A 15,697-nucleotide genomic window follows, 5' to 3' on the forward strand; every position below is an offset into this window, starting at 1 on the left:
TTCTAACGAAGCTTTTTCTTTTTCCATGTCTTTTTGTGGCAGTTGTAATTTATTCATTTTTTATCACAGTCAAGTATTGCATATATATTGTACCATAACCTTGATAATGATTTAGGATTGCTATATTACCCTTTTTTATCTCAAAATGCCGAATAAATTCACAATTAGAAATCGCCTCGCTTTTTCCTTGGCTGGCCTGTATTCTAGTGCTTGGACTCTATCTTTCGCTGCTGTATTGTGGGGCTTTAACGGCAAAGTTTTTTCAGAAACGGCTTTAGCCCAATCTGTTGTTCCTAGTTCTGAGCGACTTGTGCCGCCACAGCCACTGCGCGTACCGCCACCGCCACCTGCTAATTTCAACCGGGAAATTAACCCAGCTTTTCGGAATCGACCGTACCGCCTGGGCCCGGGAGACCAGATTTCGGTTCAGGTTCAGCGCTTCCCAGAGCTAAATTTTACGGGTGCAATCAGCCCTGAAGGGGTAATTGTACTGCCGCTAATCGGCACAGTAAATGTGCGCGGTCTTACCGTCGAAGAAGCACAGGAACGCCTCCGCGAGCGGTTCACGCAATTTATCAAAAATCCTCAAGTCTCGGCTGCTTTGCTGGTTCAGCGCCCGGTAGTGGTGACGGTGACGGGGGAAGTGGCGAGGCCTGGTTTTTATCCGCTGCAAACTCCGCAGCTTCCGGCGGCTTTGGCTGCTGCTGCTGGGACGACTCCAACGGCCCAATTGCGTGCGGTGCGGGTGCGTCGGACTTTGCCGGGTGGTGCTGTGGCTGAGCAAGTTGTGGATATTTTGACGCCGCTGCAAACTGGTATTGCTCCGCCGGATTTGCGTTTGGAAGATGGAGATGCGATCGTCGTACCGTATAAACAGGTTACACCCGATCGCAAGTCCGATCGAGATTTAGCATCCAGATACAGCCTAGCCGCTGCCGCTGTCCCCGTTCAAATCACTGTCACCGGAGAAGTCAGCAAACCAGGTTTTTACACGCTTCCGGCGGGTTCTGGTCGAATTTCCGCCGCTTTGACCATTGCCGGGGGAGTCACGGGAAAAGCGGATTTACGAGCCGTGCGAGTGCGACGGACGCTGGTGGATGGCTCTTCGGTAGAGCAACCCCTCGACCTCTACACCGCCTTAGCAAAGGCTAGCGATTTGTTCGATTTTCCTTTGGCCTCGGGAGATGTGATTGTCATCCCAGAATTGGACGCTAGTATCAAAAACCTAGACTACGACAAAGCTTTGGTGGCGCGCTCTACCTTGATTAAGCCCAGGATCTACGTTCGAGTTTTGAGTTACGCTAGTGGTAGTTTGACCTCGTTTTACCTAGAAAATGGCAGCAAGTTTTTGGATGCTATCAACAACTTGCCTGTGAATCTGGCTGATTTGCGGAAAATGGCCTTGATTCGGTTCGACCAAAAGCAAGGTAGAGCAATCAACCGCAAGATAGATGCAAAAGCTGCTTTGGAGGGCAATGTTTCTCAGAACCCGATGCTGGAAGATAATGATGTGATTGTGATTGGTCGGAATCTGGTAGAGCGTATTGGTTATGTTCTCAATACTTTTACTCGACCATTCCGGGATACTTTGGGATTTATTCTGTTTTTCGATCAGTTGAGAAATGGGGTAAACAATTTGTTTGGGCCATCCAATAACAATAACAATAACAATAGGTAGTCATTGGTTATTAGTTATTAGTTATTAGTCATTAGTGCTGTCCCCCCGAGCGAACGTTATTAGTCATTAGTTAACTGTTATGGATAGGCAGTTTAGGAGCATTTCTGTTTTGCATTTACAGTGCGAGCTTAAGAACTCGCGTATTCTACAACTCGCGAGCGGGGACAGCACTATAATAAAAAAATGCTTTTTGCAAAACTGAGATGCTCCCAGCAGTTTTGTACTCGCAAACTCGCTTATATCTAAAAAGATTGTTAGCTAAACCCGCCCATACAACATACTAGAGCGGTTCTCAAAAAAATGAGCGATGCCCGATGCCCTCTTTGCCCCATGCCCGATGCCATCTTTTTGACAAAGGCTATAGGGTTTTTGCTATCACAAAAAATTAACGGGAAGCGGGAAGCTCAGTCTATGAAAGAGATGAGAGGAAAGCGACGCGGGGGATTTTAATCCCCAATGAATCTTTCTTGATTTTTAACAATTGACATGGTAGAAGCAGTGTAAAATTATTAAGATAGGAGGTAAAAAATAAATGTTGTTAAGTTACAAGTACAAGTTACGCCCAAACAATCAACAATCAGAGAAATTATCTGGTTGGTTGAATATGTTGCGAGCGACGTATAACTGGTGCTTGCGTGACCGTATGGATGGTTGGTATCAGCAATTTCTTTGCGGTACTTACTGTGATTTAAAAACCCAAACAGAAATTATGCCTTTAACTTGTAGTTTAGTTAAAGGAACTCAGCTTGAAAACCCCTGGAAAGATGGCGGTGGTAAAGCCAAGAAAGAAGGCGAAAAAGACAAATCGCCAAAAAGGTCAGCATCGTTAATGCAAGACGCTAACTTAATCAATCTCAAAACCAGTCGCCCTTGGTATCAAGACATTGATTGTGATGTTTTACAATCAATTCCAGCTAGAGTTAACGAGGCATTTAACAAATTCTTCAAAGGTGCGGGCTTCCCTAAATTCAAGCGTAGCCATTATTTTAAATCCTTCGCATATAAGCCAGGAAGGGTGAAAATTAAGGGAAGTAAAATTTACTTACCTAAAATCGGATGGATGCGGTTTTTTAACTCCCGTAATATCCCGAATGGGTTTGATATTAGAACGGTGACAATTAGGCAAAAAGCAGATGGTTGGTATGTTTCTGTGAGAATCGAAGACAAAGCTATACCAGATTTTTCAATAATTCCTGACAGTGAAATTAAATCAATCATTGGCTGCGATATGGGATTAACTAAACTGGTTTACTTGTCTAATGGTGAAACAATCGACAACCCAAGGTTTTCTACTAACAAGCATATAAAACGCTTAATGAAAGTTAGGCAAAGACGAGTTAATAGGAAGCAAAAGGGGAGTAAGAACCGCAGAAAAGCACAAAAAAAAGTAACTACCTTACATCATAAGATTCAACAAAAACGCGAAGCTTATCAGTGGTGGGTTGCACACAAGATTGTAGGTCTAGCTGATGGTGTTGCAGTTGAAGACTTGCAAGTTAAAAATATGATGAAGCGGTGTAAACCCGTCTCTTCTGAAACTGGTAGATTTTTACCAAATAATCAATCAGCTAAACGAGGTTTAAATCGTTCAATCGCTGATGCAAGCTGGTATGGATTAACTCAAAAGCTTGAATATGTGGCTGTAAAGTCAGGCAAGAAATTATATAGAGTCAATCCCCAATACACCAGCCAAACTTGCAGCAAGTGCAAGCACATCGATAAAGTAAGTCGCAATGGTGAAAAGTTTATTTGCACCAACTGTGGACATATCGACGATGCCAACATTCAAGCTGCGAGAAACGTCAGAATTAAAGCAATAGAGTCCTACGGGTTAACTATTGTTAGAAAAACTAGAATTAGAGCGAAAACGGTACGGCGGGACTCGTCGAAACCAGTACAACTAAGCATCTTTGATGTGAACTTGTATGAACGCCTGGTAGATAATAAGCCGCCCCAAAAAGGCAAACGGCTTGTGACCGGGAACCCACAGTACAAGCAATTGTCTCTTTGGGATGGTTGAGAAAGTAATTTCTTAAGAATCTCAGCGGCTTTAGTTCTGAGAGTTTCAACTACTTAGTTAGGATTTATCGTTAGCAATTATTCAATTCTTCAATCTAAAATAGTTATGACTTTATCAGTTGTCAAACGTTATTTGATTGCTTTTGATCAATACAAGTGGGTGGGACTAGCCACTCTCGCGGTGACTGTCGGCGTGTCCGGAGTAGTTGCCGTGCAGCCAACTCAGGCGCCGATTTACGTTGCTAAAGGTACGCTAGCCTATGGCAAACTGAGCGTAATTTTTTCATCAGCCGCTACCAAGATTCAACAGGAAGGACAAGAAATAACTAAAGATCAGTTGCTCAATGAAAATGTTATCCAAGCAGCCGCCCAAAGACTCATTAAAGCAGAAAACAAATTAAATAAACAAGCAGCACAAATAAATCCAGAAGAATTTAAAAAACAAGTAGAAATATTGACTAAAAAGCTGAAAGACGACGTGGAGATCAAGATGCCGTCCAAGAGTAATGACCGCAGTGCTTTGATTCAAGTATTGTACAAAAATGCCGATCGCCCAAAAGCAGAAAAGCGAGCAAAGGCTTTGATGGAAGAAATGGTGATTTATAGCGAAAATACCAATACTTTTACCGTCGTAAAAACGATCGCTCAAATTAACCAACGCTTGCCGAAAGTAACTCAGGAACTCAGAGAGGCGGAAGCAAAACTTGAATCCTACGAAAAACGAGAAGAAACTTCTATTTTAGCAGTTCAGAGCGGTACATTGCCACAAGCGATTATCGCCACCGAACAGCAGCAGCGGCAACTCCGGGTGCAGTTGGGAGCAATAGTAGCTCAAATTAAAAGCTTGCAGGAACGCTTGGGATTGAATGGAGAGCAAGCTTACGTGGCTCAAGCACTGTCTGCCGATCCAATTATTGCACAACTGCGAGTGCAACTGTTTTCGATCGAATCTCAGCTCAAAATTCTCCGCAGCGACTTGCAGGAGGAACACCCGAAAATTGTGGAATTGCTCAAACAAAAACAAGCTTTTGAGCAGCAGTTGCAGCAGCGACAATCGGAGGTGCTCGGGGGTAACGGGGTGGCCGCTCCACTCAGAAGTGCCGATCGAATTCGGGTAGACTCTTCTTTAGACCCGGCGAGACAGCAGCTAGCTCAAAGTTTGATTGCTTTACAAACGCAGCGGGATGTGGTGCAAGAACAACTCAAAGGAGTAGAGAACACTGAACGACAATTGCGCCAGGAATACGCAAAAATCCCCAACAAGCAGTTAGAACAAGCGCGGTTAGCCCAGCAAGTGGCGCTGAAAAAAGCTCTCTACGATAAGATGCAGGCGGCTTTGGTAGATGCTGAGGCGGCGAGAGCTGAGACAACGGGAAGTTTGACAATCGCCCAGTTTCCCAAAACAGATGATGTTCCGTCAAACAAGAAAGGTTTGCCGGTGATGCTGGCGGTGGGTGGATTTGTGGGATTGCTGCTGGGCGGCGGGTTGATATTTTTGTTGGGAATGCTCAACGGGAAGTTTTACAGTTGGGAAGAAGTGCGGGCGGCTTTGGTGGAAAAAGAGGTGCCAATACTGGCAGTTTTGCCTGAAGTGACGGTGTTTGATTCCTATGGGGAGGAGATGCCGCTGGCTTTGGAACCCAATTCGCCTTATTTGGAGTTTTACGAGCGGTTGCGGACTAATTTACGCCGAATTGGCGAAAAACCTGTGAAGGTGGTGTTGCTGACTTCGGCGGCGCCTTTGGAGGGAAAGAGTTTTAGTGCTTACAATTTAGCAATTGCGTCGGCTCGATCGGGTAAACGGACTTTGTTAATTGAAGCAGATTTGCGATCGGGTTCTAATGTGGAATCTTTGAAAATAGCTGCGGATCCTCTGGCAGCGGTGGAACCTTTGCACTATTACGGCAATATGAGCGAGTGCGTTTTGTTGGTTCCAGAGGTAGAGAACCTATATGTCGTACCGAGTCCGGGCAGTTTGCGGCAGGCTTCGGCGGTACTGGAATCGAGCGAAATGCGGAGGTTGTTTGAGGATGTTCGCAATCGCTTTGATTTTGTGGTGGTGGATTCTCCGGCGTTGAGCGAGTGCAACGACGCGCTGACGCTGGAACCCTATACGGACGGTATAATTTTGGTGGCGCGGGCTGGTTATACTCTGGCTAGTATGTTGTCTGAGGCTGCGGATCAGTTGGTGGAATCTGATGATGATGATTCGCACAAATCGGGGCCGCGGCTGTTGGGGGCGATTATTAATGGTGCTGATATTGCGGTGAAGTACCGCAATGATATTGAGGAATTTGAGTTGCCTTTGAGTGCTGTGAGCGATGGGGCGATCGAAGTGCGATCGAGGCAATTACCGCAGCAGTCAAAGTCAAAAAACAAAGCTATTAATAGTAAATTCAACTAATCTAGGCCACTTGATTAGACTTGAATTGCATTAGGGGTACGTAGTTGCGCTTGAGCGCTCTTGAAAAAAGAGCTATGTAGTTGAGTTAGCTAGAGGGCTAAAGCCCAACTACATACCTTATGAGCGCTCTTGAAACAAGAGCTATGTAGTTGAGTAAAGCTAGAGGGCTAAAGCCCAACTACATACCTTATGAGCGCTCTTGAAACAAGAGCTATCTAGAGGCATTGAAATCTGTCTGCCTATCCCACAGGAAATTGGTTGTTCAAGGCGACCAAACCAGAATTGAGCTTCGAGTTTGTGAGTGACTTCAACCAACTATCGGCGATACCGAAGTTGGAGACTGAGTTGGAATTAATCCCGACATTAGAGGTTTGAATTCCGCCACTCAGTAGCTCGTCAGCGATAGATTTGTTCACCAAATCTGCTGTTCCCTGCGCCGGAACCCCAGACAAGCTGGAAGTCTTTCGCAGGCCACCGTTGAGTAGCTCGTCGTTTGTCAAAGTGAGACTGCTTGCGGTTCTACCATTCCCAAATTCAGTGTCATTATCGACGATCGTCAAAACGGCCGTACTTTGGAGTCCAATCGTGGCGCCTGTCGGGTTAACCAAACTTAAATTGACAGTTTCGTCAAGCGGAAAGAAAAGACCATCGGGGAAAACGTCATCGATAATGCCAATGGTGATGGTTTTGGGTGCTGAATCCCGATTGGCAAAATTGACAGCGATCAAACCATTGCTGTAATCACCCGGGGCTGTAGCACTACCATCGCTTAAGTTGACGAAAGCTGAGACTGCACCGAGATCGCTGCCAGTGCGAGTGACTGTCACTGCTGCGCTCGTCGTTCCATCTTCGTTGACAGTGAAGAAAGGGGCGCTAAATTGCAGGGTGCTGTCATTGTCTACGATCGTTGTAATAGCGGTGCTTTGCGTTCCAATCGTCGCATTGCCTGTCGGGTTAGCCAAAGTTAAATTGATAGTTTCGTTTGGCTCCACCAAAGTGTCATTGACAATGGGAAGATTGACGACTTTGGGTGCAGAATCGCCAGCGGCAAAATTGACAGAGATCGGAGTATTGGCGTAGTCACCAGGGGCGATCGCAGTTCGATTACTGAGGTTCACAGTAGCTGAAACTGCGTCAACACTACTGCCAGTGCGAGTGACTGTCACGGCTGCGATCGGTATGCCATCTTCTCGGATCCTGAAGGTAGGGGCGCTAAATTGCAGGGTGCTGTCGTTGTCAATGATGTCGAAAGTGGCGGTACCTTGCGTGCCAATGGTGGCATTGCCGATCGGGCTGCCCAAAGTTAAGGTGAGATTTTCGGTAGGCTCTACCAAGTTGTCGTTGACAACGGGAATGGTGAGTGTTTTGGGTATGCTGTCCCCAGCGCCAAAATTGACCAAGATGGGAGTATTGCCGTAGTCGCCAGGGGCTGTAGCAGTTCCATCAGTCAAGCTGACGGTGGCTGAGACTGCACCAGTATTAATACCAGTGCGAGTAACTGTCACGACTGCAACGGGTGTTCCATCTTCATTGGCGCTAAAGGTAGGGGAACTAAATTGCAGAGTGCTGTCATTGTCTGCAATGTCCAAAATGGCGGTTCCTTGGGTGCCAATGGTGGCGTTGCCTGTCGGGCTAACCAAACTTAAATTGACTGTTTCGTTACCCTCTACCAAGGTGTCGTTGACGATCGGAATATCCACTGTCTTGGGTGTGTTGTCCCCATCAGCAAAATTGACAACGACTGGAGTACCGGTGTAGTCAGCAGGGGTTGTCGCAGTACCATCGGCCAAGTTGACGCTGGCTGAGACTGCACCGACATTGCTGCCAGTGCGAGTGACTGTGACGGCTGCGATCGGTATGCCATCTTCTCGGATCCTGAAGGTAGGATCGCTAAATTGCAGGCTGCTGTCATTGTCTAAGATGTTCAAAGTGGCGGTACTTTGAGTGCCAATGGTGGCATTGCCTGTTGGGCCAACCAAACTTAAATTGACTGTTTCGCTGAGCTCTACCAAGGTGTCATCCACAATCGGAATGGTGACGACTTTGGGTGTAGAATCGCCATCGGCAAAATTGACAGGAATCGGAGTACCGGTGTAATCACCAGGGGCGATCGCAGTACCGCTGGTCAAATTCACGTTGGCTGAGACTGCACCTGCACTACTGCCATTACGAATGACTGTCACTTCTGCAACGGGCGTTCCATCTTCGTTGACGCCAAAGGTAGGGGAGCTAAATTGGAGGGTGCTGTCGTTGTCTACGATGTTGACTGTGGCTGTGTTTTGGGTACCAATGGTAGTATTGCCTGTCGGGCTACCCAAAGTTAAACGGACAGTTTCGTTACCTTCTACCAGAGTGTCATTGACGATCGGAATATTGACCGTTTTGGGTGTGGTGTCCCCAGCAGCAAAATTGACAGCGATCGGAGTATTGGCGTAGTCACCAGGGGCTGTAGCAGTTCCATCAGCCAAGCTGACGGTGCCTGACACAGCACCAGCACTACTGCCAGTGCGAGTTACTGTGACGGTTGTGATGGGGGTTCCATCTTCGTTGACACTGAAGCTGGAGCCACTGAATTGGAGGCTGCTGTCATTGTCTAGGATGTTCAAACTGGCGGTACCTTGGGTGCCAATCGTTGCACCACCTGTCGGGTTTGCCAAAGTTAAGTTGACTGTTTCGGTACCCTCTACCAAAGTGTCGTTGACGATCGGAACAGTAATAACCTTCGGTGCAGAATCGCCAGCGGCAAAATTGACCGGGATGGCAGTATTGGCGTAGTCAGCAGGGGCTGTAGCACTACCATTGGCTAGGTTTACAGTAGCTGAAACTGCTGCGGTAGTGCTGCCAGTACGAGTGACAGTCACGGCTGCAACGGTTGTTCCATCTTCGTTGACACTAAAGGTAGGAGCACTAAATTGCAGAGTGCTCGCAGGGAGACTGTCATTGTCGATGATGCTCAGACTTGCAGTACCTTGCGTGCCAATCGTCGCACCACCTGTCGGATTTGCCAAAGTTAAATTGACAGTTTCGGTACCCTCTACCAAAGTATCGTTGACGATCGGAACAGTAATCACCTTCGGTGTAGAATCGCCAGCGGCAAAATTGACCGGAATGGGAGTACCAGTGTAATCACCAGGTGCTGTAGCCGTACCATTTGTCAAGTTGACTGTCGCGGAGACTGCGGCGGTAGCGCTGCCAGTACGAGTGACGGTTACGGCTGCAACAGTCGTTCCATCTTCGTTGACACTAAAGGTAGGAGCACTAAATTGCAGGGTGCTCGCAGGAACAGTGTCATTGTCTATGATGTCGAAAGTGGCTGTACTTTGCGTCCCAATTGTTGCATTGCCTGTCGGGCTGCCCAAAGTTAAGCGGATATTTTCGGTACTCTCTGCCAAAGTATCGTTGACGATCGGAATATTGACGACTTTGGGTGCAGAATCGCCAGCAGCAAAATTGACTGCGATCGGAGTATTGGCGTAGTCACCAGGGGCTGTAGCAGTTCCATCGGCCAAGCTGACAGTGGCTGAGACTGCACCAGAGGCTACACCTGTACGAGTGACTGTCACTGCTGCAATGGGTGTTCCATTTTCGTTGGTGCTGAAGGTAGGAGCACTAAATTGCAGGCTGCTATCATTGTCTGCGATGTCCAAACGGGCGGTACCTTGCGTTCCAATCGCCGCACCACCTGTCGGGTTTGCCAAAGTTAAATTGATTGTTTCGGTACTCTCTACCAAAGTATCGTTGACGATCGGAATATTGACGACTTTGGGTGTGGAGTCGCCAGCAGCAAAATTGACAGGGATGGCAGCATTGTTGTAATCAGCAGGGGCTGTAGCAGTACCATTGGTCAAGTTGAGGCTGGCTGAAACTGCTGCGGTACTGCTACCAGTGCGAGTGACTGTCACGGCTGCGATCGGTACGCCATCTTCTCTAACCCTGAAGGTAGGAGCACTAAATTGCAAGGTGCTCGTCGCAGGAAGAGTGTCATTGTCGATGATGCTCAAAGTGGCAGTCCCTTGCGTCCCAATCGTTGCACCACCTGTCGGATTTGCCAAAGTTAAATTGACAGTTTCGGTACTCTCTGCCAAAGTATCGTTGACAATGGGAACGGTGATAGTCTTGGGTGCTGTGTCCCCAGCGGCAAAATTGACAGGGATGGCAGTATTGTTGTAGTCACCAGGGGCTGTAGCAGTACCATTAGTCAAATTCACAGTAGCTGAGACTGCGCCCTCGCTACCACCCGTGCGCGTCACGGTTACGGCTGCAACCGCTGTCCCGTTTTCGTTGACGCTGAAGGTTGGGGCACTAAACTGAAGGCTAGGCTGATTTGCTGTGCCTTGATAGTCAATCTTCCGCACCAGGTAGTCGGAACTATCGTCTTTGAAAGAGGTGGCGGTGTAGGCAGCGGTGGGGCTATCGTAGGGTTTGGCGGAGAACCGCAGTTCGTCAAAAGCAGTGTTGGTGAGAGGCTTGGCTTCTATCTTGAATTGGAAACTGCCATCGGCTCGATCGCCAGTGAAAGTCACTCCATCTGCACCCGCAGTAATCGCTTTTGGAGCGGTGGGAGCGTTGAGACGAGTGATCGTAAAATTGCTGGCTGGTACCAGAGTCCCATTATTAAAGATTTGTAGCAAACCAACTTCATTACCTTGATCGCCAACTCCTGGGCTAGTTTTGATACCCAAGGTGCTAAGGTCGATCGTGGCGCTAGTGATATCTTGGTTATCTGCCCATTTCAGCTTCAGCGCCTGAGATTGATTTGTGTTGGGATTATAGTTGATTTCCGCTCTAATTTTAGTGATGTCGGTGAACCAACCATCATAGGACGATGAAACACCAATACCAGGGCTACTGCCATAACTCAACCAGCTTTTAGGATTTTCATTAGTTGGTAAGGTGAGATTGGCGATCGCCTGAGGATTGAGGTAATCAGTTTCCACGCCATCAAAAGCTAACCCAGACAGTTTGATACCTTGATTCTGGGCAGCAGTCGGCCATTTTGTAATGAGGTCATTGACGCTGGTGAAATTAGTGGTTTGACCCAAAGAACCATTCAATGGAGTAGGCATAGCTTCTCTTTTGATAGTAATTAACGATTAGAAGTGACAGAAAACAACCAGAGGCTTAAGCTTTTTTGATAGTTATCGGTCATGCTAAGCAGTGTTTCATCGTCAATTACTGCGATCCGGATAAATGTCAGATAAATTTTTCAGCCATGCAAATAATGGGTTTTCCACATACGTAGGGTAGAGTTTAAATAATTGTCAAGATACGTAAATTTACGTATAATAATTATCAAAATATGTGAACGTGTAGTTGGAGGGCAGTGCTGTTCTCTCTGCACCCTCAAGGTGAATACCCTTGGGTTAAAGTTTTTTGTCATTGCGAGGAACAAAGTATTTGTGAGGTGCGTCAAAGTAAAGATTGTACCCAAAACATATCGAAACTCTCACAGCGACGCACACCGGCGACAATATTTGAGCCAACAAACCCAAAAATTGTTTAGTAGCAATACTTTTAAAAATTGCTATTAAAATATGAGGTACGTTGTTGGGCTTCAGCCCTTCTTGACATAAGTGGTGATATAAGCTGTCAGTCATACCTCATCTTTTGGAGAAAGGCTATAGGTTACTAATCCCTAAAATCCCCTATCTGACACCCCGTGCAAACCAGCGCCGCATCAACTCAACTTGGAAGCAATAACCATCACCAACTTCCTCAATCAACTCCCGTTGCAGAAGCAAACCGACAGCATCAAAATCATCAGTAAACTCTTGCAAAATAGTTTCCCGACTCACGATTCCCCCTTCCCCTTGCGCTGCCAAAAACTGCAAAATTGCTAATCCCGCCGCATCTACTTGATTGTTTTGAATATCGGCAAAGAATAAACGACCAACACTTAAAGCCTCTGGGATTGCTGCTTCCACATCCGCTAAAGTTGCCAGTCTGCGGATAGAGGGGATTTGCTCGTTTTTGAGGGCGACAATTTCAGCGCAGAACATTTGTACTAGAAAAGGGTGACAACGGGTGAGTTGCAAGACTCGATCAATGGCTTTCGGTTCGTAACGCAGGGGAAAATCTTGGACGGGTTGCTCAATTAGTTGACGCGCTTCTGGTTCTTTTAGATAGCTGATATGAACGACTTGGACATTGATTAAATAGCTGGCCCAACGCTGAAATTCTTCTATTGTATGACTACCCGCTAGCATTATTTTGAAGCGGGGACGATGTTGAATGAGGTGACGCAACATTCCCAGAACATCTTGCTCGTCGAAACGTCCTTTTCTGATGGCATCATCTAGCGCCTCGAATTCATCTAAAGCAAGCAGGGCAATATTTTCTTGTAGTGCGTCTTCTACTTTATCCAGCCATTCATCAAAGCGGGTGAAAGGGTCATCTTGCAGTGTTTCGCGATCGAGAGATGGGAGAGTTAACGCACTTTGGCGCTTCGCTGAGTTTGTCATACTCCTAGCGATATTGTAGAGCAAACCAGCATAATCACTCGCTGATGAAACTGGGCCTTGTAAATCTACAAACATGGGAATAATGCTGCTGGGTAGCAAGCGTCTCAGGTTATGGAGTAAGGAAGTTTTGCCCATTCGTCGCTGACCGTAGAGTAGCAAAGGAGGGCGGCGACGGTCTAGAATTAATTGCTCGATGCGCGTGCCGATATCAGTACGTCCGGCGAAGATTTCTTGCTGTTCTGTAAGGGGTACGCCGAGGATATAAGGGTTGTCGATTTCTTGTCGAAGTTCGACTGCTTCTGCTAGTTCTCGTATATGGTTGGTGACTATTTCAGACCAATTGGTAGCAATAGGGCGAAAACGAACAGAATATTTATCGCTACTGCGGGTGAGTTCTCGTATTAAACTGTTTAATTTTTCTGCTACAGCACTGAGGGCGAAACGCTGGTTGTAAGCGCTTCCCTGGTTGATGGCTGCATCTACGTCTTGGCTGATATGACTGAAGCTACTGAGTAAGGTGCTGGCTTGACTGTTTAGTTCGCCGATCGATATACTGTGGTGAGCGTTACTTATGGCTGTTACGTCTGCACAGATTTCTAGCCTTTGTACATCCTGTTTAATCTTTGTTTGCCGATCGGACGATCGCCTATAGCTAGTATATCCAAAAAATATAAGTAAAAATGCACAAATAAGTGCCAATACATAAAACATTAAAATATGAGCTAGCAATAAATTAATGCAGCTCGCTAAAATTGCTGTGTTAGATTTGCTTTAGGGGAAAAAGAGAATAGAGTGCCCAGTACCTTTAGACTCTGGACACCCACGCTCCCCCTGAACATTACCGTTAAGCTACCGTTCAGAAGCTTTGATTAAACTTTTGAACAAATTGGAGAGCTCAATGGCTAATTTTTATCGACCACTGTTAATTGTTGCAGTGGTGACTTGCGCCATCTTGAATGACGTACCTTTTAATGATCCAGTCGTGTTTCCCGTTATCATCCAATTACTTATGCCTATGGAGGATAGGAGCAAGGGCAAGGATGAGGACAAGCATGAATAGCAACAGTGTGAATCGTTGAACTACTTTTTGTAATCAAGACCAGCTAAGTAAGTTGTCACCTTACTTGGCTTTTTTGTTTTAAACGACCAGATCACTTTAAATGAATACAGTCTGTTTATGTCAACTGTTTACATCAATACATATCTGTATCATACATTTAGACGTGATTGAGTTTAAGGTTGAGATAAGTTGACTTATGGATGACTTATAGATGACTTGCGGGTGAGTTATAGTGATAAATTAAATTCTTGCATAAATTAGCTGGCGCAAGACCGATTGCCAGCCACCTACAGGCAAGATATAGCGGTTATCAGAAAGATGAGGTATGTTGTTGGGCTTCAGCCCTCTTAGTTTAAGCGATTATGTAAGCTGTCAGTCATACCTCACTTTTTTGAGAAAGGCTATAGCGTTTAAGACTCAACATTATGTAACTTAAATGTGCTATGGCTTAGCTCATTTTCAGCACCGTCTAGTGCCAAAATGTTGATTAAATGATTCAGCTTTAGAGGCAAATTAGTTTTCATGGGATTTACCTTTTAAAAATGAGTGAAGGGTTTTACTTGTTCTAACCCTGTTTCGCGCCAATTATCCTCAGTTTCGCCCTCTTCCAGACTAAATAATCGTTCTCGACAAAGGATTTGCAGCAGCAGAGGCCAGCATTCACTTTGATTCAAAATCCACTCGACATCCTCATCAGCAAAAGGTATGGGCGAACTGCCTATCAACTCCCGCGCCTCAGCTTCCGTCATAGCTCCCAGAGTTGTAGTATATCCAAAAATATTGAAAAAAGGCGAACTATGCCCGGTGCTAGTCGCTAATTCAATCGGTGATTCAGGAGAAGCTAAAACAAACCCTAGATTCCCATTTGTTTGGTTGGTTGTCAAAGAGCGCAAACTTTCCCAAAATCCATCATCTAATTCGGGACAGCGTTGTAAACCGACACCAATTTCATCTAGTAAGATGACTGTGGGCTGATGTAAATTATAACTAACCACATCCATAAATCTATCCAAGTCGCAAGGATTAGGCACTGGCATTTTCAGGGATTCTAAAATATATCGTAGTAGCCCTTCCCGATTCTGAAGTCGCGAATCTTGAAAATCTACGAATATCCAGCGATAGTTTTCTGGATTGGGCAACCAATCAGATTTTTGATTGGGACGTAACTTTTCTATTGGGGTGGTGCTAATGTTTTTTAAGTATTGTAGCAGAGAAGTTTTGCCACTGCGCTTTTTGCCGATAATGGCGGCATTTTGCAGGGGCAGTCGTTTGATCAAATGGAATAGGCGTTTGAGTTCCTTCTCGCGCCCAAAGAAGCAACGCGGATTGGTAATGGGATTGCCGGTGATGAAGGGGGAAGTTTCCTCACAGGTTTGTTGTGGATTAGGCTGAGGTGACTGGGTGTCTGTTACTTCTATATCTGCAATGGTTTGCCAATCTAAGCGCAATTTTTCACTAATTTCAACAAAATTTATAAAATCAACAGGATCTCCCCTCAAAAAGCTCTTGACAGTGGATAGGGATAATCCCAAGTAGGAAGCTAAAGACTGCTGACTCGAAAAGCGGTTGCGCCTTACAGCAATTTTTACTTGTTCGATGCACCCTGGAGAAACTCTGAGCGATCGCCCCATAATTATTATCAGGAAATAATATTTATTCGATCGTTAATCTGCAATATGCTTGTAGATTTCCAGGAAGATAAATATCTAATAATCATTTAAATATTAACCAACAATTGTCCTGTGATAATTATAGCACAATCGATCGCACTCCTGAACAAGAAATTTTGCATCAAGCTCATTCCTATTCTCTGGCAATACGTGGATTCATCATTACCAGTGTTTTGCTCTATCTTGTAGGTATCGGTTCCTTTGTTGCTGGCCAAGTTCCAGAAGGAACAATTAACACCGCCAGCGAGTTAACACTCAAGATCCTGTTTGTGCTCGTCAAGCTCGATCGACAAAACACCGATCGCCAAAATCGCCCATCCCAACAATTCACAAACCAAGACTAACCACAGTATAACCGCTGGCGCGATCGCACTCTCAGGCAAAATCCAGCCAGGGCGATCGTCC

The 15,697-nt window shown here is 45.9% G+C and carries 8 protein-coding genes; 4 read left to right on the forward strand and 4 right to left on the reverse strand.

From position 1 onward, the window contains the following. Positions 1 to 145: 145 nt before the first annotated feature. The 3 genes from QZ918_RS27240 to QZ918_RS27250 all read left to right on the forward strand — a co-directional run bounded on the left by QZ918_RS27240 (position 146) and on the right by QZ918_RS27250 (position 6,101). On the forward strand, positions 146 to 1,678 hold the full coding sequence (locus QZ918_RS27240) for a polysaccharide biosynthesis/export family protein (protein ID WP_293340713.1): 1,533 nt from the start codon (positions 146 to 148) through the stop codon (positions 1,676 to 1,678). Between the two features lie 532 nt (positions 1,679 to 2,210). After that, positions 2,211 to 3,698 (forward strand): RNA-guided endonuclease InsQ/TnpB family protein, encoded by a 1,488-nt coding sequence (locus QZ918_RS27245; RefSeq protein WP_293340716.1) that lies wholly within the window; start codon positions 2,211 to 2,213, stop codon positions 3,696 to 3,698. Between the two features lie 105 nt (positions 3,699 to 3,803). Then, positions 3,804 to 6,101, forward strand: coding sequence for a polysaccharide biosynthesis tyrosine autokinase (locus QZ918_RS27250; RefSeq protein WP_293340719.1), 2,298 nt, complete (start codon positions 3,804 to 3,806; stop codon positions 6,099 to 6,101). Positions 6,102 to 6,340: 239 nt separating this feature from the next. Here the strand turns inward: QZ918_RS27250 and QZ918_RS27255 are convergent, their stop codons facing one another. The 4 genes from QZ918_RS27255 to QZ918_RS27270 all read right to left on the reverse strand — a co-directional run bounded on the left by QZ918_RS27255 (position 6,341) and on the right by QZ918_RS27270 (position 15,253). Further along, entirely contained in the window at positions 6,341 to 11,167 is a 4,827-nt protein-coding gene (locus tag QZ918_RS27255) for a beta strand repeat-containing protein (RefSeq protein ID WP_293340722.1), read from the reverse strand. 297 nt (positions 11,168 to 11,464) lie between these two features. Further along, a complete protein-coding gene (locus QZ918_RS27260) occupies positions 11,465 to 11,698 on the reverse strand; it encodes a hypothetical protein (protein WP_293340725.1) in 234 nt (77 codons plus the stop codon). Positions 11,699 to 11,746: 48 nt separating this feature from the next. Further along, positions 11,747 to 13,261 carry an AAA family ATPase gene (locus QZ918_RS27265; RefSeq protein ID WP_293340728.1) on the reverse strand — a complete coding sequence of 505 codons (1,515 nt, stop codon included), beginning with the start codon at positions 13,259 to 13,261 and terminating at the stop codon, positions 11,747 to 11,749. A gap of 897 nt (positions 13,262 to 14,158) precedes the next feature. Next, positions 14,159 to 15,253 carry an ATP-binding protein gene (locus tag QZ918_RS27270; protein ID WP_293340731.1) on the reverse strand — a complete coding sequence of 365 codons (1,095 nt, stop codon included), beginning with the start codon at positions 15,251 to 15,253 and terminating at the stop codon, positions 14,159 to 14,161. Between the two features lie 104 nt (positions 15,254 to 15,357). On the opposite strand from QZ918_RS27270, the gene QZ918_RS27275 reads away from it, so the two are divergent. Continuing rightward, the gene (locus tag QZ918_RS27275; protein ID WP_293340734.1) at positions 15,358 to 15,636 is read left to right on the forward strand and encodes a hypothetical protein; all 279 of its coding nucleotides are present in this window, start codon (positions 15,358 to 15,360) and stop codon (positions 15,634 to 15,636) included. The last annotated feature ends 61 nt before the right edge of the window (positions 15,637 to 15,697 follow it).

Origin of the sequence: Microcoleus sp. CAWBG58 (assembly GCF_020883045.1) — a bacterium.
Taxonomy (GTDB): Bacteria; Cyanobacteriota; Cyanobacteriia; order Cyanobacteriales; family Microcoleaceae; genus Microcoleus.

Bases quoted from the DNA above. Each gene is read 5' to 3' on its own strand.
- QZ918_RS27240 (WP_293340713.1), top strand. From the start codon at position 146: ATGCCGAATAAATTCACAATTAGAAATCGCCTCGCTTTTTCCTTGGCT.
- QZ918_RS27245 (WP_293340716.1), top strand. From the start codon at position 2,211: ATGTTGTTAAGTTACAAGTACAAGTTACGCCCAAACAATCAACAATCA.
- QZ918_RS27250 (WP_293340719.1), top strand. From the start codon at position 3,804: ATGACTTTATCAGTTGTCAAACGTTATTTGATTGCTTTTGATCAATAC.
- QZ918_RS27255 (WP_293340722.1), bottom strand. From the start codon at position 11,167: ATGCCTACTCCATTGAATGGTTCTTTGGGTCAAACCACTAATTTCACC.
- QZ918_RS27260 (WP_293340725.1), bottom strand. From the start codon at position 11,698: ATGACTGACAGCTTATATCACCACTTATGTCAAGAAGGGCTGAAGCCC.
- QZ918_RS27270 (WP_293340731.1), bottom strand. From the start codon at position 15,253: ATGGGGCGATCGCTCAGAGTTTCTCCAGGGTGCATCGAACAAGTAAAA.